This window comes from Comamonas testosteroni, from assembly GCF_000761245.1.
Lineage (GTDB): Bacteria > Pseudomonadota > Gammaproteobacteria > Burkholderiales > Burkholderiaceae_C > Comamonas > Comamonas testosteroni_C.
The window spans coordinates 93,634-118,039 of the sequence record NZ_AWOR01000068.1; the positions used below are offsets into that span (position 1 = coordinate 93,634).

Annotated in this window: 21 protein-coding genes and 1 pseudogene; 11 read left to right on the plus strand and 11 right to left on the minus strand. The window is 65.1% G+C overall.

The genetic code is table 11. From position 1 onward, the window contains the following. Window positions 1-46 precede the first annotated feature (46 nt). The 5 genes from P353_RS19375 to pyrC all read right to left on the minus strand — a co-directional run bounded on the left by P353_RS19375 (window position 47) and on the right by pyrC (window position 4,456). Entirely contained in the window at window positions 47-415 is a 369-nt protein-coding gene (locus P353_RS19375) for a YXWGXW repeat-containing protein (RefSeq protein WP_034373244.1), read from the minus strand. Between the two features lie 125 nt (window positions 416-540). Then, the gene (htpX, locus tag P353_RS19380; protein WP_003068113.1) at window positions 541-1,413 is read right to left on the minus strand and encodes a protease HtpX; all 873 of its coding nucleotides are present in this window, start codon (window positions 1,411-1,413) and stop codon (window positions 541-543) included. A gap of 73 nt (window positions 1,414-1,486) precedes the next feature. Further along, entirely contained in the window at window positions 1,487-2,359 is an 873-nt protein-coding gene (locus tag P353_RS19385) for a DUF3025 domain-containing protein (protein ID WP_080750618.1), read from the minus strand. Window positions 2,360-2,363: 4 nt separating this feature from the next. After that, entirely contained in the window at window positions 2,364-3,266 is a 903-nt protein-coding gene (locus tag P353_RS19390) for an NYN domain-containing protein (protein WP_034373246.1), read from the minus strand. Window positions 3,267-3,415: 149 nt separating this feature from the next. After that, on the minus strand, window positions 3,416-4,456 hold the full coding sequence (gene pyrC / locus P353_RS19395; protein ID WP_080750619.1) for a dihydroorotase: 1,041 nt from the start codon (window positions 4,454-4,456) through the stop codon (window positions 3,416-3,418). 159 nt (window positions 4,457-4,615) lie between these two features. Here pyrC and P353_RS19400 point away from each other — a divergent pair, with 159 nt between their 5' ends. Together P353_RS19400 and rocF are read left to right on the plus strand one after the other, a co-directional pair. Then, window positions 4,616-5,722 carry an ornithine cyclodeaminase gene (locus P353_RS19400; RefSeq protein WP_034373251.1) on the plus strand — a complete coding sequence of 369 codons (1,107 nt, stop codon included), beginning with the start codon at window positions 4,616-4,618 and terminating at the stop codon, window positions 5,720-5,722. A 13-nt stretch (window positions 5,723-5,735) separates the two neighbouring features. Beyond that, window positions 5,736-6,689 carry an arginase gene (gene rocF, locus P353_RS19405; protein WP_034373254.1) on the plus strand — a complete coding sequence of 318 codons (954 nt, stop codon included), beginning with the start codon at window positions 5,736-5,738 and terminating at the stop codon, window positions 6,687-6,689. A gap of 28 nt (window positions 6,690-6,717) precedes the next feature. Here rocF and P353_RS19410 read toward each other — a convergent pair whose 3' ends face one another. Next, entirely contained in the window at window positions 6,718-7,437 is a 720-nt protein-coding gene (locus P353_RS19410) for a Crp/Fnr family transcriptional regulator (protein WP_034373257.1), read from the minus strand. A 166-nt stretch (window positions 7,438-7,603) separates the two neighbouring features. On the opposite strand from P353_RS19410, the gene P353_RS19415 reads away from it, so the two are divergent. The 7 genes and pseudogenes from P353_RS19415 to P353_RS19445 all read left to right on the plus strand — a co-directional run bounded on the left by P353_RS19415 (window position 7,604) and on the right by P353_RS19445 (window position 17,024). Next, on the plus strand, window positions 7,604-8,668 hold the full coding sequence (locus P353_RS19415) for a porin (protein WP_034373260.1): 1,065 nt from the start codon (window positions 7,604-7,606) through the stop codon (window positions 8,666-8,668). 12 nt (window positions 8,669-8,680) lie between these two features. Continuing rightward, entirely contained in the window at window positions 8,681-10,837 is a 2,157-nt protein-coding gene (locus tag P353_RS19420; protein ID WP_034373264.1) for an acetate--CoA ligase family protein, read from the plus strand. Then, window positions 10,834-11,946, plus strand: a complete 1,113-nt coding sequence (locus tag P353_RS19425) for a Bug family tripartite tricarboxylate transporter substrate binding protein (RefSeq protein ID WP_080750620.1) — start codon at window positions 10,834-10,836, stop codon at window positions 11,944-11,946. Before P353_RS19420 ends, P353_RS19425 begins: the two co-directional genes overlap by 4 nt. 55 nt (window positions 11,947-12,001) lie before the next feature. Further along, window positions 12,002-13,390 carry a DUF1254 domain-containing protein gene (locus tag P353_RS19430; RefSeq protein WP_034373267.1) on the plus strand — a complete coding sequence of 463 codons (1,389 nt, stop codon included), beginning with the start codon at window positions 12,002-12,004 and terminating at the stop codon, window positions 13,388-13,390. Beyond that, a pseudogene (locus tag P353_RS19435) lies at window positions 13,387-14,751 on the plus strand (DUF1254 domain-containing protein). Before P353_RS19430 ends, P353_RS19435 begins: the two are co-directional and overlap by 4 nt. A gap of 1 nt (window position 14,752) precedes the next feature. Further along, a complete protein-coding gene (locus tag P353_RS19440) occupies window positions 14,753-16,006 on the plus strand; it encodes an alkyl sulfatase dimerization domain-containing protein (protein WP_034373271.1) in 1,254 nt (417 codons plus the stop codon). Window positions 16,007-16,031: 25 nt separating this feature from the next. Next, complete coding sequence (locus tag P353_RS19445; RefSeq protein ID WP_034373274.1) at window positions 16,032-17,024, plus strand: Bug family tripartite tricarboxylate transporter substrate binding protein; 993 nt, start codon at window positions 16,032-16,034, stop codon at window positions 17,022-17,024. Window positions 17,025-17,234: 210 nt separating this feature from the next. Here the strand turns inward: P353_RS19445 and P353_RS19450 are convergent, their stop codons facing one another. The 5 genes from P353_RS19450 to P353_RS19470 form a co-directional block, all read right to left on the minus strand. Continuing rightward, window positions 17,235-17,972 (minus strand): amino acid ABC transporter ATP-binding protein, encoded by a 738-nt coding sequence (locus P353_RS19450; RefSeq protein WP_034373277.1) that lies wholly within the window; start codon window positions 17,970-17,972, stop codon window positions 17,235-17,237. Window positions 17,973-18,116: 144 nt separating this feature from the next. Beyond that, window positions 18,117-18,788 (minus strand): amino acid ABC transporter permease, encoded by a 672-nt coding sequence (locus tag P353_RS19455; RefSeq protein WP_003068096.1) that lies wholly within the window; start codon window positions 18,786-18,788, stop codon window positions 18,117-18,119. 1 nt (window position 18,789) lies between these two features. Beyond that, a complete protein-coding gene (locus P353_RS19460) occupies window positions 18,790-19,542 on the minus strand; it encodes an amino acid ABC transporter permease (RefSeq protein WP_034373280.1) in 753 nt (250 codons plus the stop codon). Between the two features lie 113 nt (window positions 19,543-19,655). Further along, entirely contained in the window at window positions 19,656-20,555 is a 900-nt protein-coding gene (locus P353_RS19465; RefSeq protein WP_034373283.1) for a transporter substrate-binding domain-containing protein, read from the minus strand. Window positions 20,556-20,985: 430 nt separating this feature from the next. Further along, on the minus strand, window positions 20,986-21,936 hold the full coding sequence (locus P353_RS19470; protein WP_003081255.1) for a LysR family transcriptional regulator: 951 nt from the start codon (window positions 21,934-21,936) through the stop codon (window positions 20,986-20,988). 425 nt (window positions 21,937-22,361) lie between these two features. Here P353_RS19470 and P353_RS19475 point away from each other — a divergent pair, with 425 nt between their 5' ends. Continuing rightward, on the plus strand, window positions 22,362-22,925 hold the full coding sequence (locus P353_RS19475) for a TRAP transporter small permease (RefSeq protein WP_034373286.1): 564 nt from the start codon (window positions 22,362-22,364) through the stop codon (window positions 22,923-22,925). Further along, window positions 22,922-24,220: a TRAP transporter large permease gene (locus tag P353_RS19480; RefSeq protein WP_034373289.1), complete on the plus strand. Its 1,299-nt coding sequence runs from the start codon at window positions 22,922-22,924 to the stop codon at window positions 24,218-24,220. Before P353_RS19475 ends, P353_RS19480 begins: the two co-directional genes overlap by 4 nt. Window positions 24,221-24,406: the final 186 nt, after the last annotated feature.

Here is a 24,406-nt window from a genome sequence, read left to right on the forward strand (position 1 = left end):
CCCGCCTAGCGGGCTTATGCCATCTCTTGTCACCTAGCGGACGCCCTCAGCGGCGCGGCCCCCAATGGCCACCGCCATGATGCCAGCCTCCAGGGCCATGGTTCCAGCCCCCTTCATGCCAGCCGTAGCCGGGACGTGGCGGCATGGCCCAGCGACCGGGACGCCAGTTGTAGCGTCCGCCGCCCCAGCCCCAGGAGCCGCCGATCCAGACATAGGCCGGCGAGGGAGCCACCGGGATCACCTCGTTGATCAGGGGAGGCGGGGCCATGGGTGCATAGACGTCGCCCGCGACCACCTCGCCTCCATAAGCCGGATAGGCCGGGGCCACCACGCAGCCCGTAAGCAGGGCGGCCGAGCCACCCAGCAGCAAGACCGGCAGCAGTCGGCGGGTCATGGTTTGAGAGATGAAGGACATCACAACTCCTGAAAGTCCGGGGGACATGTATATGCTCTTACAACGCAAAAGCCCCTGCCAGTTGTTGACAGGGGCTTGTGAAGCAGCGGTAAAGACCGGCTACTGCCGTTTACACATGTGTACGCTTAACGGGCGTTTTGCAGTGCAGCAATGCGCTGCTCGATGGGCGGGTGGGTGGAGAACAGCTGGCCGATGCCGCCGGCAATGCCCATGGCCGCCACGCTCTTGGGCAGCTCGCCCGGATGCATGCCGCCCAGACGGGCCAGCGCATTCATCATGGGCTGCTTGCGACCCATGAGCTGCGCGGCGCCCGCGTCGGCGCGGAACTCACGCTGGCGCGAGAACCAGGCCACGATCATGGCGGCGACAAAGCCCAGCAAGATATCCAGCACCACGGTGGTGATCATGTAGCCGATGCCGGGGCCCGAGCTTTGCTCGTCGTTGCGGCGCAGGAAGGAGTCGACCGCATAGCCGATCACGCGCGAGAGGAAGACCACAAAGGTGTTCATCACGCCCTGGATCAGCGTCATGGTCACCATGTCGCCATTGGCGATGTGGGCCACTTCGTGACCGATCACGGCCTCGACCTCTTCGCGCGTCATGCCTTCAAGCAGCCCTGTGGACACCGCCACCAGGGCCGAGTTCTTGAAGGCGCCGGTCGCAAAGGCGTTGGGCTCGCCCTCATAGATGCCGACTTCGGGCATGCCGATGCCGGCCTTCTCGGCAAAGCCGCGCACGGTGTTGACGATCCAGGCCTCATCGGCGTTGCGCGGCTCGTTGATGACCTGCACGCCCGACGTCCACTTGGCCATGGGTTTGGAGATCAGCAGCGAGATGATGGCGCCGCCAAAGCCCATGATGAAGGCAAAGCCCAGCAGGGCGCCCAGGTTGAGGCCGTTGGCAGTGAGGTAGCGGTTGACGCCCAGCAAGCTGGCGACAATGCCCAATACCGCCACCACGGCGATATTGGTCAATAGAAATAAGGCAATACGTTTCATCGAGGGTGTACTCCACACAGGGGACAAAATGGCCAGAACCCCTGAGGCACCGCCTGTGCAGGACGAATGCGCATCAAGCCAGTTCTCTTTCTGGCAGTACCCGTTGTTGTGTTGTTTGTGCGGTACGTGGGGCTCGGAAAACTAGAGAGTCATCATAGAAGGAAAAGTTCTGGTTTTGCAGGCACCAGTCCGGGATTCCCAATATGGGAATTGGTAGATAGGGCTTGCTGGCCAGATTGCAAGACTGGGTCCTCAACTGATCGTCCAGCCAGCCGTCGGCCTCGGCCAGCGATGTCAGGCGCGGCGCCTGCTCCAGCGGCACGCAGATCACATGTGCGGTGATGGCCTTGCGCGGCTGGACCAGCTTTTCCAGCAGTGCATGGCCTATGGGAAGGAGGCGCGCCTGCTGCCACAGCGCACGCCGGCCCACGAACAGTTCCTGCCAGCGCTTGTCGCGCAGCGCATCGCACAGGGCCTGCGGCGCCAGCAGCAGGCCGCCGTTTTCGTCCAGCACCGTGATCGAGTCGCGCAGGCGCCCGCGCTGCGCTCCCACACCCTGGCGCGCTATCTCGGCCGCCTGCAGCGCGTTGAGCCGCTGCTTGAGCAGCGGCCAGTGCAGCCAGATCAGGCCGTTGAAGAAGTCATGCAGATTGTCGCGCGTGGGAATGCTGCGCCGGCTGTGGATGAATGCCTCATAGGCCTGACCGGCAGGCAATGCCTCTTGCGGCAAAAAGTGCCAGCCATGATCGCTCAGGGCCGGGGGCAGCCTGTCATTGAGCGCTAGGTACACAGGCATCCCTTTCGCAATGCGCTCCGCCATCGACCGCCCGGCAGAGGCCAGGCAGCTGAGCCAGGGGCGTGACCAGTCGATCGCCAAAAATGCCTCGGCATCACTGGCGCTCGATAGGCCCGGACATGCGGTGCGCAGCGGATTCATGCATTCCATGCCGCTATTTTGGCGGTGGCATTGCGGCCGAGATGCTCTGGGGCGACGCTGCTTTCTTCAGGCGCTTGTCGCGCACGGCGACTCGCGAAGTGCCTTCATCGCGGAATTCAAATGCCTGAATTGCCGCCAGCAGCTTGCTCAAGGAAGGGTAGCCATAGTTGCGCGCATCAAAAGACAGCTTGTTGCCGATATGCGTGCCCAGCTTACCCACCAACGCCCACCCGGCTTCATCTTGGGTAGCCTTCACCGCATCCCGCAACATCGCCAGCAGCTTGGTGTTCTGGCGCAGCAAATTGGTCGGCACCGGCGCCGGAGTCGCCGGCTCCGCAGAGCTTGGTGCTTTTTCAAGGATGGCAGGCACGGCCGTCACAGCCGCGACAAGGCTGGCAGATGACTGCGGCAACGCTTCCCCCGCATATTCTTCCAACTCGCGGCGTTCACTGCGGCTGACAATGCCGTCGCCCAGCTCCTTGAGCGCATCGAAATACAGAAAGCGCGAGCAGGCGTTGACGAAAGCCTTGGGTGTCTGCTCCGCACCGAATCCGTAGACGGCAGCGCCCTTGGCGCGCAGATGCATGACCAGCGGCGTGAAGTCGGCGTCCGAGGAGACGATGCCGAAGGCATCGGGCTTTTCGGTATAGAGCAGCTCCATGGCATCCACCGTCATGGCCATGTCGGTCGCGTTCTTGCCCTTGGAGTAATCGAACTGCTGCATGGGCCGCACGGCATATTCGAGCAGCTTGCTCTGCCAGCCATGCAGACCGGCCTTGGTCCAGTTGCCATAGGCACGGCGGATATTGATCAGGCCGAAGGTGGACAGCTCGGTCAATATCTCGTCAATCATCTCCGCGGGCGCGTTGTCCGCATCGATCAGCAAGGCAATCCTGGGCTGGACATCGTTGGGCATGCAATCTCCTGAGCGCTGTTTGGCCAAGCCTAACCGAGGCCTTGCGCAAAGCCAAATTAAAAAAGGAGCAGCTTGCGCAACTCCCTTCTAAATTTCAGAACGAAAACACCTTCAATTCAATTGAACACAGGCGCTTGCAGCTACTGTTTTTAATCCAGCATCTTCCAGGGCAGGGCTTCGCCAAAGCGCAGCGGCTTGAGCTGCGCACCTTCGCCGTATGCAAAGCTCACGGGCGGCGTCCAGCTTTCCTTGACCAGGGTGATGGTGTCGGTGTTGCGGGGCAGGCCGTAGAAATCGGCGCCGTTGAAGGAGGCAAAGGCTTCGAGCTTGTCCAGGGCGCCGACGCCGTCAAACACCTCGGCATACATCTCGATGGCGGCGTGGGCGCTGTAGCAGCCGGCGCAGCCGGTCGCGGCTTCCTTCAGGTGCGCGGCGTGAGGAGCGCTGTCCGTGCCCAGGAAGAACTTGCGGCTGCCGCTGGTGGCGGCCTGCACCAGCGCCAGGCGATGGGTTTCGCGCTTCAGCACCGGCAGGCAATAGAAGTGCGGGCGCACGCCGCCCAGGAAGATGGCATTGCGGTTGAACAGCAGATGCTGGGGCGTGATGGTCGCTGCCAGGAAATCATCGGCTGCGGCCACGTACTCGGCGGCTTCCTTGGTCGTCACATGCTCCATGACGATCTTGAGCTCGGGGAAATCCTTGCGCAGAGGCTTGAGCTGCTGCTCGATGAACACGGCTTCGCGGTCGAACAGGTCGATGCTCTGATCGGTCACTTCACCGTGCACCAGCAGCACCAGGCCTTCGCGCTGCATGGCCTCCAGCGTCGGGTAGATCTTGCGCAGATCGGTCACGCCGTGGTCGGAATTGGTCGTGGCACCTGCGGGGTAGAGCTTGCAGGCCACCACGCCGGCTGCCTTGGCATGCACGATTTCCTCGGGACCCAGGTTGTCCGTCAGATACAGCGTCATCAGCGGCTGGAACCGGCTGCCTGCGGGCACGGCCGACAGAATGCGGGCGCGGTAGTCCGCTGCCATCTCCGCCGTGGTGACCGGGGGCTTGAGGTTGGGCATGATGATGGCACGGCCCATCTGGCGGGCAGTGTGCGGCACCACGCAGCGCATGGCATCGCCATCGCGCACATGCAAGTGCCAGTCATCGGGGCGGGTAATCGTGATGGTCTGCTGAGTCATGGCCGATATTGTCCCATCTTCCCTGACGACAGTCCTGCAGCCACGCGCGTGCGCATGCGGACCATGGCGGGTGCGGGCAGGGCCCAGGCTTCATCCGAGCGGCATTTCTCTGGCGTTTGGCGCAGAAATCCTCAAAAATGAGGCCAAGGAGGAGGTCTTATGTCTGTTCCTCAAGCTCTGGCCGGCACACCTTTGCGCACCGACTTTCTCAGCGCCAGCGATGCAGCCCGGCTGGTCGCGCGCATCGGCATCACCCAGGTGCTGCGCCTGATCAGCCAAGCCCTGGAGGCCGACTTCGGCCGCTGGCAGGACTTCGACAAAAGCGCGCGTACGGCCGCCCATTCCGCCAGCGGCGTGATCGAGCTGATGCCGGTGGCCGATGCGCGGGACTACGCCTTCAAATACGTCAACGGCCACCCGCACAATCCGCGCCTGGGCCTGCCCACGGTGATGGCCTTCGGCGCGCTGGCCGATGTCGCCACCGGCATGCCGCGCTTTGTCAGCGAGCTGACGCTGACCACGGCCTTGCGCACCGCTGCCACATCCGCCATGGCCGCGCGTCATCTGGCGCGCACCGGCAACCGCAGCATGGCGCTGATAGGCAATGGCTCGCAAAGTGAATTTCAGGCCCTGGCCTTCATGGAGCTGCTGGGCGTGCGCGAGCTGCGCCTGTTCGACATCGACCCTGCAGCCTCGCAAAAGCTGCTGCGCAACCTGCAGCCGTTCCTGCCCGGCTTTTGCGCCACGGCCATCGTCTGCACCAGCGTGCGGGACGCAGTGGCCGGCACGGACATCGTGACCACCGTCACCGCCGACAAGACCCACGCCACCATCATCCCCGGGCATTTGCTGGAGCCCGGCATGCATATCAATGCCGTGGGCGGAGATTGCCCCGGCAAGACAGAGTTCGATGCCAGCGCCCTGCAACGTGCACAGGTCTTTGTCGAGTACGAGCCGCAGACGCGCATCGAGGGCGAGCTGCAGCAAATGCCTGCCGACTTTGCCGTGACCGAGCTGTGGCGCGTGCTGCAAAAGCTGGCGCCGGGCCGGACATCGGCCGACCAGATCACCTTGTTCGACTCCGTGGGCTTCGCACTGGAGGACTACTCGGCGCTGCGCACCATGCATAGCCTGGCGCAAGGCGCGGGCCTGCTGTCCCAGATCGAGCTGGTGCCGGAGCTCGCCGACCCCAAGGACCTGTTTGCCATGGTGAGACAGGCATCGAATCCCCAGATCATCAATCTTGCGGCCCGTAAGACGGCCTGAAGCGGAGCGGCTCATGGCATACACATCATCCACACTGATCGGTCTGCCCACCGATATCGGTGCCTCACGCCTTGGCGCAGCCATGGGGCCCGATGCCCTGCGTGTGGCCCAGCTCGCTCCAGCCCTTGAACGGCTGGGCGTGCAGGTCAGCGATCTGGGCAATCTGAGCGGCCCCGCCAACCCGCGTGGCGCGCGCGACGCCCAGGGCCTGCGCAATCTGGCCGAATGCCTGAGCTGGAACCGGATCGCCCATGACGCGGTACTGCAGGTGCTGCAGCAAAACCGGCTACCCATACTGCTGGGTGGTGACCATACGCTTGCAACGGGCTCCATCAGCGCCGTGGCCCGCCATTGCCGCGCCACGGGCAAGCAGCTGCGCGTGCTCTGGCTGGACGCTCACTCGGATTGCAACACCCCCGAAAGCTCGCCCACGGGCAATCTGCACGGCATGCCGGTGTCAAGCCTCTGCGGACTGGGGCCGACGGAGCTGGCCTCGCTGTCGGGCACGACTCCCGCCCTGCCCGCCTCATCGTTCTGTCAGATCGGCCTGCGCAGCGTGGACGAGAGCGAAAAGCACATGATCCGAGAGCTGGGGCTGGAGGTCTACGACATGCGGGCCATTGACGAGCTGGGCATGCGTGAAGTGATGCGCCGGGCACTGCTCACCTTGCTGGGACGCAACGACAGGGACATCCACCTGCATCTGAGCTTTGATGTGGACTTTCTCGATCCTGACATTGCTCCCGGCACCGGCACGCCGGTACGCGGCGGCCCCACCTACCGCGAGGCCCAGCTGTGCATGGAAATGATTGCCGACACCGGCCGTCTTGCCTCGCTGGACATTGTGGAGCTCAACCCGGCGCTGGACCTGCGCAACCAGACGGCGGAGCTGGTGGTCGATCTGGTGCAAAGCCTGTTCGGCCAGAGCACGCTGATGCGCCCCGCGCCGCAAGCGGCACTGCGCTGAGGCTGACACAGCACGCGCCGCAGGCAGATCAGCCGCCGGCTGCCTGGCGCAGGGCTTCAAGGTCGTGGATGGTCACGCGCCCGTAGGCCGCATTGATCACGCCCATCTGCTCCAGCGTGCGCAGCTCCTTGTTCACGGTCTGGCGCGAGACCGCCACCATGGCCGCCAGATCGCCCTGCGAGATGCGCAGGCTCACGGCCTGGCCGCCTTCGATGGGCTTGCCGTGGATCAGCGCCAGCCGCACCAGCGCATCGGCCACATGGTTGGCGGTATGGCCCAGAGCGCGGCGCTGCTGGGTGGCAATCTGCTCGTGCAGGCGCTCCAGCACCAGCATGCAGACATCGCGCCACAGCGCCGGATGCGCATCCAGCACGGCCATGAACGCCCCGCCCGGCAGGTGCACGAGCACCGTGCCCTCCTGCACCACGAAGTGATAGACGAAGCGGGTGTTGCCCAGCATGCGCACCAGGCTCAAGATCTCTCCGGGGCCGTGCAGGGACAGCACGAAGCGCACGCCCGCCGCATCCACGCCCTCCACCGCCAGACGCCCCGAAGCCACCACCAGCACCTCGCGGCGCGATCGCTCGCCGACCATGAGGGGCGTTCGCTTGTCATAGCGCCTCAGCCGCGCCACGGCCACCACTTCGTCCAGCACGTCATCCGGCCAGTGCCTCATCAGCGGGCACAGCCTCAGGGCTCGCCGTATCAGCGCCACGGAATCGGCTTCAGGGTGGTGTTTGCGAGGCATGGATCTGTGTGCGCGGAAAAACAGGCTCCGGGTTAGTCCCGGGCTCGAGTGCCGCCAATTGTCAAAGCGTTGACAGAGTGCCAACCGCACTGGTTCGGATAGTAGCAGTCACACCGCAACGCAAGGCTGTGCGCCCGTGCAAAAGCACAAACACAGGAGACATATCGTGAAGCACAAACAATGGCTGGCCGCCGCAGGCTGGGCCATAGTCGGCAGTGCCGCCTGGGCCCAGAGCAGCGTGGAGATCTTCGGCGTCATGGACGTCCATCTCAACAGTGCCCGATCGGGGGCCACACGGCTGACACGCCTGGAAGACGGCGGCAGCGCCGCCTCGCGCATAGGCTTTCGCGGCTCCGAGGAACTGGGTGGCGGCTGGCGCGCCCATTTCATGCTCGAGGCCGGCGTCACTCCGGACACCGGCATGGGCACCATTCCCGGCCCTTCCCTGGCCTTCACCCGCCAGTCCTTCGTCGGCCTGAGCGCGCCCTGGGGCCACATCGATATGGGCCGCATGTACACGCCCATGTTCAGCGCCCTGTTCCGCGCCGATCCATTCGGCATGAATTCACTGTTCTCTCCCACCAACCTCGGCTATAGCACCGACGGCCAGCCCCGCCTGAAGGCCTTTGCCGCGCGCGGCAGCAATCTCGTGCGCTACCGCCTTCCCGAGGGCCAGCCCTGGGTGCTGGACCTGGCCTACTCCTTCGGCGAGGTGCCCTCGCCCAACAGCAACAACGCCCGGCTCTACGGCGCCACCGTGGGCTGGAGGCAGAAGCCCTTCTTCGTGGCCTACAGCGTCCAGAACTCCACAGAAGGCAGCGCGGCAGCGCCCGTGGCCACGCCGCGCACCAGCCGCTACCAGACGCTGGTGGCCAGCTGGGAGGCCATGCCTGCGCTGCGCCTGAGCGGCAGCTACAGCCGCGGCAGCATCAACCAGGCCGGTACGGGCGACGCCCGCCTCCTGCAGCTGGGCACGGAGTGGAGTGCGACCTTCACGTCCAAGGTGCTGCTGTCGGTGGCACGCCGCAAGGTCGACGGCTCCGAACGCCGCCAGACCGCCTGGACCCTGGGCTACGACTACCACCTGAGCAAGCGCACCACGCTGTACGCGCGCTGGCTGCAACTGAGCAACGGGGGCGGCTCCTCGGTATCCATCGCCAACGTTCCCGTGGTGGCCGACAGCGGCAACAGCGTGCATTCGCAGGCACTGGGCGTGCGCCACAACTTCTGACAGAGGAACTTCATGCAGCCATCAATGGACTTCGATTTCGCCGGGCTGGACGCCCTGTTCTCGCCACGCTCCATCGCCGTCGTCGGCGCCACCGACTCGCCGCAGCGCATAGGAGGCATTGCGCTCGACTACCTGCTGCGCTTTGGCTACACGGGCCGGCTGCATGCCGTGAACCCGCGCTCGGCCACGGTGCAGGGCCTGCCCGCCCACGCGCGGCTGACCGACATCCCCGAGCCCGTGGACCTGGCCATCGTGGCCGTGCCCCAGGCCCATGTGGCCGCGGTGCTTGAGGACGCGGCCGCGGCCCGCGTGCGCTCCATGGTGCTGTTCTCGTCGGGCTTTGCCGAAACCGGCGCCGAAGGCGCAGCCGCCCAGCAGGCCCTGCAGGAACGCGCCCGCGCTGCCGGCATACGCCTCATAGGCCCCAACTGCCTGGGCTTCATGCGCCCCGGCCACCAGACCTATGCCACCTTCTCGCCCGCCCCCAATGCGGGCCGCGTCAAGCCCGGGCGCATAGGCCTGATCAGCCAGTCCGGGGCCTTCGGAGCCTATGCCTACAGCATGGCGCGCGAGCGCGGTCTGGGCCTGTCCCTGTGGGCGACCACGGGCAACGAAGCCGACGTGCAGCTGGCCGACGGCCTGGCCTGGCTGGCTCGCGATCCGCAGACCGATGTCATCATGGCCTACATGGAGGGCTGCCGCGACGGCGAGCGCCTGCGCGCGGCCCTGGCGCTGGCGCGCGAGCGCGGCAAGCCCGTGATCATGTTCAAGGTGGGCACCAGCGAGCTGGGCGCGGCTGCGGCCGCCTCGCATACGGCATCGCTGGCCGGCAACGATGCCGTCTATGACGCCGTGTTCCGCCAGTACGGCGTGCTGCGTGCACACACCATCAGCGACTTCTTCGCGCTGGCAGCCAGCGCCTCCATCGCGCCGATTCCGCGCAACCGATCCCTGGGACTTCTCACCGTCTCGGGCGGCGTGGGCGCCATGATGGCCGACGACGCCAGCGCCGCCGGTCTCGACGTGCAGCCCCTGTCCGAGGCCGCCCAGCGCCAGTTGCTCGAATGGGTGCCGTTTGCCGCGCCGCGCAACCCCGTGGACATCACGGGCCAGGTCACCAACGACGTCACGCTGCTCGAGCGCAGCGCCGAGCTGATGATGCAGGATCGGAACTTCGCGAGCTGGCTGGGCTTTTTCGCCGCAGGCGGCCTGTCCGACGCGTTCTGGGCCGCGCTGCGCTCCCTGGTGGAAAAGCTGCGCGCCGCCCACCCCGACACGCTGCTGGCCATCTGCACGCTGTGCTCCGACGCACGCCGCGCCGAGATGGAAGCCCTGGGCTGCCTGGTGTTCTCGGACCCCAGCGCGGCCATACGCTGCATAGGCGCCCTGGCCTCGCTGGCCGATGCGCCGCTGCCGCCGGCTTCCCCGGCCCAGGCTGCACTGCAGCTGCCTGCGGGCAGCCTGTCCGAAGCCCGCAGCATGGAGCTGCTGGCCAAGGCCGGCATGCCCGTGGTGCCCCACCAGCTGGTGCGCACCCAGCAGCAGGCGGCGCAGGCCGTGCAGGCCCTGGGCGGCACCATTGCGCTGAAGGTGGCCAGCGCCGACATCGCGCACAAGTCCGAGGTCGGCGGCGTGGCGCTGAACCTGCGCACGGCCGTGGATGCGAGCGCCGCCTTCGAGCGCATTCTCGCCAGTGCGCGCCAGGCACGACCCGGAGCGCAGCTGGACGGAGCGCTGGCCGCCCGCATGGTGCACGGCGGCGTCGAATGCATTGCGGGCGTGCACCGCGATCCGGTGTTCGGCCCGGTGCTGATGTTCGGCCTGGGCGGCATCCACGTCGAAATCCTGCGCGACGTGTCGCTGCGCGCACTGCCCATCACCCGGGGCGATGCCCTGGCCATGGTGCAGGAGCTGCGCACCTTCCCCATCCTGGCCGGCGCGCGCGGCAAGCCGCCTGCGGACCTGCAGGCGCTGGCCGATGCGCTGGTGGCCCTGGCCGACTTTGCCCAGCGCTGCGGCGACACCCTGTCCAGCGCCGAGATCAACCCGCTGATCGCCCTGCCCCGGGAGCAGGGCGGCTGCGTGGCGGTCGATGCGCTGGTGATAGGCGCCGACCGCTGCACGGACCCGGCCCGCATGTCCTCTGCCCCAACCCAAGGATTCGCATGAAGACCCATCACACCCATGCCCCGGCCGCTGGCGGCCACAACGACGGCGCCATGCAGGGCCTGCCTGCAGGCAGCTGCGCAGCCGGCTCCACCACCGGCTACACAGGCCTGTCCCGGCGCAGCTGCCTGCTGCATCTGGCGGGCCTGGCTCCCGCACTCGCTCCCGCATTCGCCCTGGCTCCGGCCGCCGCACGCGCCCAGGGCGGCTACCCCAGCCGGCCCGTGCGCATCATCGTGCAGTTCGCGGCAGGCGGCTCCTCCGACATCCTCGCGCGCACCCTGGGCGACGGCCTGTCCAAGCGCCTGGGCCAACCCGTCATCGTGGAAAATCGCAGCGGCGCGGGCGGCATCATTGGCACGGACTACGTGGCCAAGAGCGCTGCCGACGGCTACACCCTGCTGCTGACCGTGCCCGGCCCCATCGCCGCCAACCTGGTGCTGTACAAGAAGCTGCCCTACGACCCGCGCACCGACCTGCGCATGGTCTCGGACGTGGCCGGCCAGCGCACCGTCATGGCCGTGCACTCTTCCGTGCCTGCCAAGACCTTTGCCGAGCTGATCGAGCTGGTGCGCAAGGCGCCCGGCGACTACGCCATGGGCTCCTGGGGCGCGGGCACGCAGCCGCACCAGATACAGGCTTTCATGGAGCGCAAGTACGGCGTCAAGGTGCTGCACGCCGCCTACAAGGGCGAAAGCCCCATGGTCTCCGACCTCATCAGCGGCATGATCCAGATGACCTCGGCCTCCATCTCCGCGCTCAAGCCCTATATCGAGTCCGGTCGGCTGCGCGCCCTGGCCGTGCCCGGCACCAGCCGCGCGACCGCCCTGCCCGACGTGCCCACCTTTGCCGAACAGGGCTTCAAGGACGACGTCTACATCTTCATGGCGCCCACCTCGCTGATGGCTCCGGCCAAGACGCCCGACGCCATCGTCGAGCTCATCGGCCGCGAGGTGGCCGTGGTGATCCGACAGCCCGAGATGCTGCGCCGCCTGAAGGAAATGGGGGCCGACCCCATAGGCAACACGCCCGCCCAGGCCGCCAGCGACTACCAGTCCTACCTGCCAGTCGCCATTGCGCTGACCCAGTCCACCGGCGTGCAGCCGAACTGAAGCCCCGCACTCTTTCCCCGAACGCCTTCCTGTTCCTTTTGCAAAGGTAGATTCCATGCCCCAGTCCACCACGCCCCTGCTGCAGACGCGCCAGGCCCTGGCCCGCTCCATAGGCCAGGCCGCCTTCGTCTACGGCTACCCGCTCACCGAGACCTACCGCACCTGCGCCCTGCAGACCGCCGAGCAGGCACGGCTGCGCCCCGGCAGCTCGGCCGGCTCGGATGTGCGCGCTCCCATGAATACGCTGCACCATGCGCCGCGCCCTTCCACCCACGAGGACCGCGACGTGGTCACTCCGGCCAACGACCTGCTGTATTCCATGGCCTGGCTGAACCTGGAAGGCGGCCCCATGCTGCTGACCATTCCGTCCTCGGCCCGCCATACGGGGCGCTACTTCGTGCTGCCGCTGTACGACGCCTATACCGAGAACTTCGAGAACCTGGGTCCGCGCAACTGCAATCCCGAAGGCGAGACCGTGCTCCTGCTCGGCCCCGGTGGCCAGGTGCCGGCATCGATGTCCCATCTGCGCGCGGTGCACTGCCCCTCCCACCTTGTCTGGCTGATAGGCCGCATCCTCGCGGGCGACGAGCGCGACTGGCCCGCGGCACGCGCGCTGCAGTCGGAGATACGTCTGGAGCCCGCGCCCGGCACCGTGCCTCAGGGACGCCCCGCCGCCATCGCGCACTGGTGCGGCGAGCCCGTGGACGCCATGGCCGCCGCCTTCGAGAACGGCGAGCCCGCGCAGCAGGTAGCGCCGCGCTTTTTCACCAATCTCTGCCAGGCGCTGGCCGAGGCGCCAGGCCGCATCGAGGACCGCGGCCTGGTCGCCTGGTTGGGCCAGGCCGGCCTGGTGCCCGGCGTGCCTTTTTCCTGGGAGGCGCTGGACGAGCCCACGCGCGCCGGCCTCATCGAAGGCTTTGCCGACGGCGTGCAGACCGTGGCGGCCATGGGCAGCAACCGCCGTCCCCGGCCGTGGACCATGACGACCAATACCGGCCGCTACGGCAGCCACTTCCTGATCCGCGCCCGCACCGCCTACCTGGGCCTGGGCGCGCTGGCCACCACCGAGGCCATCTACTGCGCCTCGCATTACGACGCCGGCCTCGAGCCACTCAACGGCCAGCAGCGCTATGTGATGCGCTTCGAAGCGGGCGACCTGCCGCCGGCCGATGCCTTCTGGTCCGTGACGCTGTATGACAGCGACCGCTTTCTCTACCCCAACGACATCCGCCGCCACGCCATCGGCGACCGCACGCCCGGGCTCCAGTTCGGCGCCGACGGCAGCCTGGAGATACAGATCGGCCACGAGCGCCCCGCCAATGCGGCCAACTGGCTGCCCTCGCCCGCCGGGCGCTTCTACCTGATACTGCGCATGTACTACCCGCGCGACGGCGTGCAGAGCTGGCGCATTCCCGCCCTGCAGGCACAGGCGGTGCACGCATGACCGCCATGACCGCCACCGCAACGGCCGCCGAACTGCAGGCCCTGGCCGAGCAGGCCGTGACCTGGGCCTACCCGCTGTACGAGATGCGCCGCATGCGCGCGGCCACCTCGCCCCGGCGCACCGAGGCGGGCCATGCCGCGCCCGAAGGCATGCGCTGGTGCAACCTCTTCACCCACGCGCGCCAGCTGCTGCGCGCCGGCACCAGCCGCGTGGTCACCCCCAACAACGACACGCTCTACACCAATGCCTGGCTGGACCTGGGCGCCGGACCGCTTGTCATCGACGTGCCCGACACCGCGGGGCGTTACTACGTGCTGGGCCTGCTGGACTTCTACACCAATCCCTTCGCCCACATAGGCCCGCGCCTGACCGGCACCCAGGCGCGCTCCTTCCTGGTCACGCCGCCGGACTGGAGCGGCGCGCTGCCCGCGGGCTTCGATGCGCCCGGCGCCCACATCCAGGCGCCCACGCGCTGGCTATGGATCATTGGCCGCATCCTCGTGGACGGCCCCCGGGACCTGGCGATCGTGCATGCGCTGCAGGACGGCTTCAGCGTGGCCCCGCTGGCCGACTGGCAGGCCGGGCAGGCGGCAGTCGCGCCCGCGCCCCGGGCCTTTGCGCCGGACTGCGACCCGCAGGCCCCGGCCACGGCCGCCCACTTCGCCGCCCAGGTCAACGCCGCGCTGCGGGAGAATCCGCCGCCCGCTGCGCAGCGCAAACTGGTGGAGCGCTTTGCGGCCGTGGGCCTGGGCAGCGGCTGCACCGGGCCGAACGAGGACCAGACCCTGGTCCTGCAGCAGGCGCTGGACGCCGTGCTGCCGCAGCTGCGCAGCGCACAGTCCGGCGCGAGCCAGGCCTCAGGCTGGATCGTGCCGCCGCTGGTGATGGACAGCTTCGGCGACGACTACATCACCCGCGCCCAGGTGGCGCTCAAGTACATAGGCATGCTGGACGGGCGCGAAGCCGTCTACCCCATGGCCTGAACCGATGCCCGGGGCCAGCCCCTGGATGGCGGCGCGCGCTACCGCCTGCGCTTTGCGCCCGGGGCCCTGCCGCCCGTGGACGCGTTCTGGTCCATCACCCTGTACGACGCGCGCAGCTACATGCTGGTGGACAACCCGCTGGACCGCTACGCCATAGGCGACCGCAGCACCGGCCTGCGCCGCGACGCCGACGGCGGCCTGAGCCTGCACATACAGCACGCCGCGCCGCACAGTGAAGCCGCGCGCGCCAACTGGCTGCCCGCGCCCGAAGGCCGCTTCTACCTCTGCCTGCGCGCCTATCTGCCGCGCACCGACATGCTGAACGGGCGCTACGCACTGCCGCCGCTGCAGCGCCTGAACGATGAACAGGAGACCTGACATGGACAGCAAAGACGACGACAAGCCCTTCCTGCTCGTGGGCACGGGCAGCGAAACCGTGGCCCCGGGCCTGCACATACTGCGCGGCCAGGGCCAGTCCTTCGTGGCCGAGACGGACGCTGGCCTGGTGGTCGTGGACGCCGGCCCCGGCGGCTCCGTCACCCAGGGCATGATCGACAGCCTGCGCGCGCTCAGCGACGCCCCCGTGCATGCGCTGTGCTACAGCCATGGCCACATCGGCTACAACGCCGGCGTGTCCCAGTGGCTGGAGCATGCACGCCAGCGGGGCGAGCCCGCGCCTCGCCTCATCGCCCACCGCAACGTGCTGCGCCGCCACGCACGCTACCGCGAGACGCAGGCCCTGCAGCACCGCATGGCCGAAGTGCAGTTCAACCGCTCGCCCGGCTTCTTCGAGCGCCGGCTGGCCATGCACGAGCCCACCGAAACCTTTGACCAGCGCCTGGTCATAGGCAGCGGCGAGCAGCGCATCGAACTGCTGTGGGCTCCGTCCGAGACCGACGACGCCATCGCCCTGTGGAGCCCCGCGCAGCGCGTGATCTACGGCGGCGCGGCGCTGCTGGACTCCATTCCCAACATCGGAACTCCGTTTCGCACGCTGCGCGACACCGTGCGCTGGGCCGGCACGCTCGAAGCCCTGGCCGCGCTCGATCCGCGCATCGCCGTGCGCGAATTCGGCCCCGTGATCGAGGGCGAGGCCGAAGTGCAGAAGGTGCTCACCCACACGGCCCGCGCGCTGCGCTGGCTGCGCGCCGAAGTGGTCAGCCTCATGAACCAGGGCCTGGGCGAGCAGCAGGTGCTGGCCCGGATGCACTACCCCGAGGAGCTGTTCGGCGTGCCCTGGATGAAGCCCACCTATGGCGACCCCAGCTACATCGTGCGCGACATCTACCGCTCGGAAAACGGCTGGTGGGACCGCAATCCCACCACCCTGCACCCCGAGCCGCCCGAGGCCGTGGGCGCCGCCGTGGCCCGGGCCATCACCGACAAGCCCGCCGTCATCGCCAGCGCCCGGGCCCTGGCCGACGCCGGCCAGTGGCAGCTGGCCCTGCACGTCGTCGACCTGCTGGCCACCGCCCATGGCGACGCGCCCGAACTCATCCAGGCGCGTGCCCTCAAGGCAGCCTGGCTGCGCGAGCGCGCGGCCCAGGTCGCCAGCTACGTATCGCGCAATCTCTACAAGGTCAGCGCCGACATGATCGAGCAAGGCACGCAGGGCCGCTTCGGCATCCGCTAGCACGCCCGCCATCCAGGAGACATCCATGCACCCTCAACCGCACCACCTGCGCCGCTGCCTGGCCCTCGCCGCAGCGCTGGCCTCCGCCACCTGCGGCACCGCCAATGCACAAGGCGCCGCCGGCTACCCCAGCCGGCCCGTGACCCTGGTCGTGCCCACGGCGGCCGCCGGCGGCACCGACACCATTGCCCGCCTGTTCGCCGACGCGCTGGGCAAGGCCTTGAAGCAGCCCTTCGTGGTGGACAACCGCCCCGGCGCCAACGGCATCATCGGCGTCGAATCCGTGGCCAAGGGCCCGGCCGACGGCTACCGCCTGCTGTTCACCTACGCGGCCACCATGGCGGTCAACCCCAGCCTCTACCGCAAGCTGCCCTACGACCCGCTCAGGGACTTCGCCCCCATCGCACAGATCGGGCGCGCCGGCAATCTGCTGCTGGTCAGAAAGGACCTGCCCGTCAACACGCTGCAGGAATTCGTGAGCTATGCCAAGGCCCATCCCGACACGCTCAACTACTGCTCCTGGGGCCTGGGCTCGGGCGGCCACCTGACCATGGAAAGCCTGAAGAAGCAGGCCGGGATCACCATGACCCACGTTCCCTACAAGGGCTCCGGCCCCTGCGTGCAGGACATCATGGGCGGGCAGGTGGATGCGGGCTTCGGCGACACCGCCACCACCGTGGAACTGGTCAAGGCCGGCCGCGTGAAGGCGCTGGCGCACAGCACGCAGCGGCTGCCGTCCCTGCCCGAGGTGCCCTCCATGGCCGAGGCCGGCTACCCATTCAAGAACTACTCGTGGTACGGCATCTTCGCGCCGGCCAAGACCCCGCCGGCCATCGTCGCGCGGCTCAACGAACAGGTGCTGCGCGCGCTGCGCGACCCGGCCCTGATTCAGCGCATGCGCGAGCTCAACTTCTCGGACCTGCCGCTGACCACGCCTCAGCAATTCACCCAGACCCTGCGCCAGGACCTGGACGACTGGAGCCAGCTGGTCAAGGAAACCGGCGTGCAGCTCGACTAGCGCGCACCGGCCAGCCGCTGTCTGATGCAGGCAAGCTCATGCTAGAAAACAGGAGCTGTCATCGCTCACGAGCCAATAAATCTGAATACTTTCATATCCATATTTGTTGATTGACAAGCGATGTAAGCTCATCTTTTATTCAAACCCTCATGGCCGAACCATGAAAAAAGGCGCTCACGAGGAGCGCCTTGGGCCCAGAGGGCAGCAGCATCAATGCTGCAGGATCTTGTTGAGGAATTCCTTGGTACGCGGCTGGCGGTTTTCGGGATGACCGAAGAACTCGTCCTTGCTGCAGTCTTCCAGAATCTTGCCGCCCACGTCCATGAAGATCACACGGCTGGCCACCTTGCGCGCAAATCCCATTTCGTGGGTCACGCACATCATGGTCATGCCTTCATGGGCCAGGCCCATCATCACGTCCAGCACTTCGCCGACCATTTCAGGATCCAGCGCCGAAGTGGGTTCGTCAAACAGCATGACGATGGGATCCATCGACAGAGCGCGCGCAATGGCCACGCGCTGCTGCTGACCACCGGAGAGCTGGCCGGGGAACTTGTCCTTGTGAGCGGTCAGGCCCACACGGTCCAGCATCTTGAGGCCACGGGTCTTGGCGTCGGCAGCACTGCGGCCCAGCACCTTCATCTGTGCGATGGTCAGGTTCTCCGTCACCGACAGGTGGGGGAACAGCTCAAAGTGCTGGAACACCATGCCCACGCGGCTGCGCAGCTTGGGCAGATTGGTCTTGGGATCGTGCACTGCCGTGCCGTCCACAAAGATCTCGCCCTTCTGGAAAGGCTCCAGTGCATTGATGGTCTTGATCAGCGTGGACTTGCCGGAGCCCGAAGGGCCGCACACCACCACCACCTCGCCCTTGTTGATATTGGTGGAGCAATCGGACAGCACCTGAAAGCTGCCGTACCACTTGGAAACGTTCTTGAGTTCAATCATTTTTCACTCCGACTTTTGTCAGTGATCCATCGCAGCGCCTGCAACGGGCTCGGTCAGGCCAGGGACGGCCAGCAAGGGCCGCCCCGCAGCCGAGGCCGTCGTCCCCCTTGAGGGGGGAGGGCGCAAAGCGACTCAGGGGGTGTTTCATCGAATAATGGCGATCTTCTTGTGCAGACGCTTGACGAACCAAGACAGTGCAAAGCAGATCACAAAATAGGTCACGGCAGCCGCCAGATAGGATTCGATGGGTCGGCCGAAGTTCTTGCCGGCAATTTCGAAGCCCTTGAGCATGTCGTAGGCACCGATCGCATAGACCAGCGAGGTATCCTGAAACAGGATGATGGTCTGGGTCAGCAGCACGGGCAGCATGTTGCGGAAGGCCTGAGGCAGCACCACCAGACGCATGTTCTGACCATAGGTCATGCCCAGCGCCTGGCCGGCAAACACCTGTCCACGTGGAATGGACTGAATGCCGGCGCGCATGATTTCAGAGAAATATGCGGCTTCGAACGCCACAAAGGTGATGATGGCCGAAGTCTCCGCACCGATGGGCTTGCCGATAAGCATGGGCATCAGCAGGAAGAACCACAGAATCACCATCACCAGCGGGATGGAGCGCATGCCGTTGACATAGATGGTGGCAGGCAGGTCCAGCCACTTCTTGCCCGACAGGCGCATCAGCGCCAGCAAGGTGCCGAAGAAGATGCCGCCCAGCGTGGCGATCACGGTCAGGGACACGCTGAAATACAGCCCCTTCAGCACAAAGTTGCTGAACAGGTCCCACGAGAAAAACGACCAGTCGAGGTTGAGATTCATATCAGTGGCCTCCACCGCTGGCTGCAATCAGGCCGGGCACGCGAGAACGCTTCTCGATGAAGGCCATGATGCGGTTGATGATGAAGGCAGAAATCACATACAGACCTGTCACAGCCATATAAATTTCGACGCCGCGTGCAGTCTCTTCCTGGGCCTGCATGGCGAACATGGTCAACTCGGCCACGGACACGGCAAACGCCACGGACGAGTTCTTGAACACGTTCATGGCCTCGCTGGTCAGCGGCGGAATGATGATGCGAAACGCCATCGGCAACAGCACATAGCGGTAGGTCTGGAAGGTCGTGAACCCCACGGCCATGCCTGCGTACCGCTGGCCCCGCGGCAGAGCCTGAATACCGGAGCGCACCTGCTCGGCGATACGGGCAGAGGTGAAGAAACCGATCGCAAACACCACCAGCACAAAGCCCGGCAGGGACTTCATTGCAGGGAAGATGGCCGGAACCACGTGGTACCAGATGAACACCTGGACCAGCAACGGAATATTGCGGAACAACTCCACCCAGGCATTGCCCAGGCGCACTATCCACGGACGATCAGGCAAGGTACGCAAGGTACCGATGGCTGCGCCCAACACCAGAGCGATGACCAGCGACAGCAATGCCACCGACACGGTCCAGCCCCAGGCAGACATCATCCAATCCAGATAGGTGATGTCACCGTTCTTGCCAAAACAACTCTGCCCGACCTCTTGGGTAATGGTGTCCTGACAGAACACCTGCCAATCCCAACTCATACGAGCACCTCTTTCATTCTTGGTTTATGAGGGCAAACGCTCACACCGGCCCTCGCAACAAAAAAGCCCCTTCTAACCGCTTGGCAGAAGGGGCGGTACACCTATAGGCGGGATTACTTGACTTCGTAAGCTTCCATGGGCTTGTCGTTGGGGTGAGCCCACGCATCCTTGGTCGCTGCCGACAGTGGCAGACCCACCTTCACGTTGTTGGGAGGAATGGGCTGCAGGAACCACTTGTCGTACAGCTTGGTCAGAGAACCATCCTTGATCTGACGCACGATGGATTCGTCCACAGCCTTCTTGAAGGCGGGATCGTCCTTGCGCATCATGCAGGCAATGGGTTCCACCGACAGCACTTCACCCACGATCTTGTACTCGCTGGGAGACTTGGACTTGGAAATATTGGCGGCCAGGATGGAGCCGTCCATGATGAAGGCATCGGCGCGGCCGGTTTCCAGCATCAGGAAGCTGTCGGCGTGGTCCTTGCCCATGACTTCCTTGAAGGTCAGGCCGTCAGCGCGCTTGTTCTTGCGCAGGGTCTGCACGGAAGTCGTACCCGTCGTGGTCACGATGGTCTTGCCGTTCAGATCCTTGATGCCGGTGATGCCGGAGTTGGCACGGGTGGCAATACGCACTTCTTCCACATAGGTGGTGAAGGCGAAGGCTGCATCCTTTTGGCGAGCCGTGTTGTTGGTGGTGGAGCCGCACTCGATGTCCACGGTGCCGTTCTGCACCAGAGGAATACGGTTTTGCGAGGTCACGGGCTGGTACTTCACTTCCAGCGCTGTCAGGCCCAGTTGCTTCTGGATGTCCTTGAGAATGCGCTCACCCATTTCGGTATGGAAGCCTACATATTTGCCATTGCCCAGCGTATAGCCCAGGCCGGACGATTCACGCACGCCCAGAGTGACGCTGCCGCTGGACTTGATCTTGGCCAAGGTGTCATTGGCCTGGGCAAACACGGTGCCAGTTGCCAGTGCGGTTACGGCGATGGCCAACAAATGCTTCTTCATACGGATCTCCTATTGGTGAGGACCAAAAACGCTTGCCACTCCTTAACGCATCGCCCTTTGTGAGGGTGGACAGGTTGCGTTAACAAATGTACTGCACACATTGTGCAGTCATGAAGATGGCTGAAATGCAATCATTTCTAAGACTTTTCCCGTAGGTAATTCAGGAAGGCAACCACCTACTTACCGCCTCATTCTTGTGTTGCAAAGCAGCACCTCTTTTTGTGCAAGCTGCGAACTCTAATGCTTTCGTGATTTCACAAGCCAATGCCGATGGCAAAAATCCTTATGCGCAACTTGCATATTCAGTATTAACCCGATGCATAACATTAGGGTTTTCACCAGTAAAACGCCTGAAATCACGACAAGCAGGTCACACAAGCAAAAAAAGGGCCAACTGGCCCTTTTGGAAGAAAAGCAACACTCGATCAGGTTACACAGCCTTGACCTCGCCACCCGCAATCTCGCCCTGCTCCTTGAGGAAGTTCCAGAGCGCGGCAGCTCCTCCCTGAGGGGCATCGCCCGTGGGTTTTTCCCGATAGGCCCGCACTTCCATGTCCATCTGAAAACCGGTCACGCCTTCCGGCACTGCACGCACCAGTCGACCGGACTCCAGATCGCCGCGTACTGCGCTGTAGGGCAGAAAAGCCACGCCATGACCTTCCAGCGCCATGGCCTTGAGGCCTTCGGCCATATCGGTTTCATAGACACGCTCCAGATGCACGGCCTCGGCCGCCTCCTTGAGGATCAGCTCCGTCACCCGACCCAGATAGGCACCAGCGGCATAGCCCAGATATGGCAGCGGCTGACCCTGGCGGCCGGGCAGGACGAAGATGGGATTGCCGTTCTCGTCCGGCTTGGAGTAGGGAGCCAGCACCTCATGCCCCAGGCTCACCATCTCATAGCGCGAAGGGTCCAGCTGGAAGGGCTGGGAAGAGTGGTAGTAGGCGATCAGCAGATCGCAGCCGCCTTCCACGAGGCGCATCACCGCATCATGCACATTGAGGGCGAACAGACGGCTGCGGAAGGGGCCGAACTTCTCGTGCACGGCCGAAACCCAGTTCGGGAAGAATGTGAACGCCAAGGTATGCGGAACGGCAAAGCCCACCATGCCCTTGCCCGCACTGACGTGGGCACGCAACATGGTTCGGGTGCTCTGCAAGGACTGCAGTATCTCCAGCGCCTGCTCGTACATGGTCTTGCCCGCTGGCGTCAGGCGCGTCGGATACGAGCTTCTGTCGACCAGATCGGTTCCCGCCCAGGCCTCCAGCGCCTGGATACGGCGCGAGAACGCAGGCTGCGTAACGTGGCGCAGCTGGGCCGAGCGGCTGAAACTGCGGGTTTCAGCAAGGCTGACAAAATCTTCAAGCCATTTGGTTTCCATAGACTCTCATTATCCGCTGCCCTGCACCAAAGCTGTGCAACGGAGGTAATCCTTGTTGGCTAGTAAACGGGACAAATCACAGACTCGACGATGAGCCATGCCTTGGTCGCCAGATCCTAGGGTAATGCCTGTCGCCGGACGTAAGCCCTGCGACATAGATACCTTGATAATATTTGTTCACATCTATCCGGTGTGTCTACTCGCTCCAAGCCATCCCGGCGCACAACGCCGTGAAGGTCAAGGAACAACATAAGGACTTACGCAAACAAGAATGCAACAACGGCCTGCCTCCTGAGGCAATCGTCTTGCCTGAACCCGTTTTGCGTAAGTCGTGAACATAAGGGCATTCTCATCGAGTGCGCGCGGATCACGCCATTCAGGCGAGCTGCCCTGACTCCTGTGTGTTTTTCTGACTTTCCGCGTTCATGTCCTCCACTCCTCCCGAGACCGATGGTGCAGCCGATGCCGGCGCGCGCCCGGACGAGCCTCGCTCCCTGCGCATTGAAGACTGGCTGACCGTGATCATCATGGCCGCTCTGGCCCTGATCACGTTTGCCAATGTGCTGGTGCGCTACTTCACCAACTCCTCCTTCGCCTGGACCGAGGAAATTTCCGTCTTTCTGATGATTTTGCTGGCCCTGGTCGCAGGCTCTGCCGCCGTGGCCCGCAATCAGCATATCCGCATCGAGTTTTTCTCGGACAGCGGCTCCGTCCAGCGCCGCAAGGCTCTGGCCCGGTTCGGCTCGCTGATGGTGGCGCTGCTGTTTGCCATCATTGCCGTGCTCAGCGTGCGCGTGGTCTGGGACGACTTCCGTTTCGAGGAAACCTCGCCCGGCATCGGCCTGCCCCAGTGGTGGTATTCGATCTGGCTGCCCGTGGTCTCGGCACTGATCACCGTGCGCGCCATCGGCCTGTTCATCCGCCAGGGCAGGCCCGGCGCCTTCCCTGACGAGCCCGTGGAAAAAGACCACAGCAAGGAGATCGCATGATCGCCACCTTGCTGTTCGTGGCCTTTCTGGGCCTGATGTTCATTGGCGTGCCCATAGGCGCGGCCCTCGGCCTGGCCGGGGCGGCGGCGATTGCTCTTGCCAATGCCGATACGCAGTGGTTCGGCCTGCTGGCCGTGCCGCAGAACTTCTATGCCGGGCTGGGCAAATATCCGCTGCTGGCCATTCCCATGTTCGTGCTGGTGGGCTCCATCTTCGATCGCTCGGGCGTTGCCCTGCGCCTGGTGAACTTTGCCGTGTCCATCGTGGGCCGCGGCCCCGGCATGCTGCCACTGGTGGCGATCGCCGTGGCCATGTTCCTGGGCGGCATCTCCGGCTCCGGGCCGGCCAATGCGGCGGCCGTGGGCGGCGTGATGATTGCCGCCATGAGCCGCGCGGGCTACCCCAAGAGCTTCTCGGCCAGTGTGGTCGGAGCGGCCGCAGCGACGGACATCCTGATTCCGCCTTCGGTGGCCTTCATCATCTACTCGGTACTGGTGCCCGGCGCTTCGGTGCCCGCCCTGTTCGCGGCCGGCATGATTCCCGGCGTGCTGGCGGGTATCGCGCTCATCATTCCCGCCGTGTGGATGTCGCGCAAGCACAAGATGGGTGCGCTCGAAGCCTCCATGCCCCGCCCGCCGTTCTGGAAGAGCCTGCGCGAGGCCTCCTGGGGCCTGGCCGCTCCGGTGCTGATCCTGGGCGGCATGCGCATGGGCTGGTTCACCCCCACCGAAGCCGCCGTGGTCGCCGTGTTCTACGGGCTGTTCGTCGGCATGGTGATTCACCGCACCATCGGCGTGCGCGACCTGTTCCCGATTCTGCGCGAAGCGGGCGAGCTGTCGGCCGTGATCCTGCTGGTGGTGTCGCTGGCCGGCATTTTTGCCTTCTCGCTGTCCACCCTGGGCGTGATCGATCCGGTGGCCAATGCCATCGTGAATTCCGGTCTCGGCGAATACGGCGTGCTGGGCCTGCTGATCCTGCTGCTGATCACCGTGGGCATGTTCCTGGACGGCATCTCGATCTTCCTGATCTTTGTGCCGCTGCTGCTGCCCATCATGAATCACTACCAGTGGGATCCCGTCTGGTTTGGCGTGATCCTCACGCTCAAGGTGGCACTGGGCCAGTTCACGCCGCCGCTGGCCGTGAACCTGATGGTCAGCTGCCGCATTGCAGGCGTGCGCATGGAGTCCACTGTGCGCTGGGTGGGCTGGATGCTGCTGTCGATGTTCGCCGTGATGATTCTGGTCATTGCCTTCCCGCAGCTGGCGCTCTGGCTGCCCGCCAGACTTGGCTATTGATCTCCTGAGCGGCTATGCCTAGGCGGCCCCACCACTTCCCCCCTCTCTCGCTTCGCGGGAGGGGGACGACACCAGCGCTGCGGGGCGGCGCGGCCAGCTTCGGCCCTTGCGCGGTGTCCGCTGAAATGGGCCGTGCTTATTCCATGTGCAATGCATCCAACAAGCAAAGCATTTTTTCGTTTCTAA

Coding starts and splice junctions, on each gene's coding strand:
- P353_RS19375 (WP_034373244.1), bottom strand. CDS start 415: ATGTCCTTCATCTCTCAAACCATGACCCGCCGACTGCTGCCGGTCTTG.
- htpX (WP_003068113.1), bottom strand. CDS start 1,413: ATGAAACGTATTGCCTTATTTCTATTGACCAATATCGCCGTGGTGGCG.
- P353_RS19385 (WP_080750618.1), bottom strand. CDS start 2,359: ATGGAATGCATGAATCCGCTGCGCACCGCATGTCCGGGCCTATCGAGC.
- P353_RS19390 (WP_034373246.1), bottom strand. CDS start 3,266: ATGCCCAACGATGTCCAGCCCAGGATTGCCTTGCTGATCGATGCGGAC.
- pyrC (WP_080750619.1), bottom strand. CDS start 4,456: ATGACTCAGCAGACCATCACGATTACCCGCCCCGATGACTGGCACTTG.
- P353_RS19400 (WP_034373251.1), top strand. CDS start 4,616: ATGTCTGTTCCTCAAGCTCTGGCCGGCACACCTTTGCGCACCGACTTT.
- rocF (WP_034373254.1), top strand. CDS start 5,736: ATGGCATACACATCATCCACACTGATCGGTCTGCCCACCGATATCGGT.
- P353_RS19410 (WP_034373257.1), bottom strand. CDS start 7,437: ATGCCTCGCAAACACCACCCTGAAGCCGATTCCGTGGCGCTGATACGG.
- P353_RS19420 (WP_034373264.1), top strand. CDS start 8,681: ATGCAGCCATCAATGGACTTCGATTTCGCCGGGCTGGACGCCCTGTTC.
- P353_RS19425 (WP_080750620.1), top strand. CDS start 10,834: ATGAAGACCCATCACACCCATGCCCCGGCCGCTGGCGGCCACAACGAC.
- P353_RS19430 (WP_034373267.1), top strand. CDS start 12,002: ATGCCCCAGTCCACCACGCCCCTGCTGCAGACGCGCCAGGCCCTGGCC.
- P353_RS19440 (WP_034373271.1), top strand. CDS start 14,753: ATGGACAGCAAAGACGACGACAAGCCCTTCCTGCTCGTGGGCACGGGC.
- P353_RS19445 (WP_034373274.1), top strand. CDS start 16,032: ATGCACCCTCAACCGCACCACCTGCGCCGCTGCCTGGCCCTCGCCGCA.
- P353_RS19450 (WP_034373277.1), bottom strand. CDS start 17,972: ATGATTGAACTCAAGAACGTTTCCAAGTGGTACGGCAGCTTTCAGGTG.
- P353_RS19455 (WP_003068096.1), bottom strand. CDS start 18,788: ATGAATCTCAACCTCGACTGGTCGTTTTTCTCGTGGGACCTGTTCAGC.
- P353_RS19460 (WP_034373280.1), bottom strand. CDS start 19,542: ATGAGTTGGGATTGGCAGGTGTTCTGTCAGGACACCATTACCCAAGAG.
- P353_RS19465 (WP_034373283.1), bottom strand. CDS start 20,555: ATGAAGAAGCATTTGTTGGCCATCGCCGTAACCGCACTGGCAACTGGC.
- P353_RS19470 (WP_003081255.1), bottom strand. CDS start 21,936: ATGGAAACCAAATGGCTTGAAGATTTTGTCAGCCTTGCTGAAACCCGC.
- P353_RS19475 (WP_034373286.1), top strand. CDS start 22,362: ATGTCCTCCACTCCTCCCGAGACCGATGGTGCAGCCGATGCCGGCGCG.
- P353_RS19480 (WP_034373289.1), top strand. CDS start 22,922: ATGATCGCCACCTTGCTGTTCGTGGCCTTTCTGGGCCTGATGTTCATT.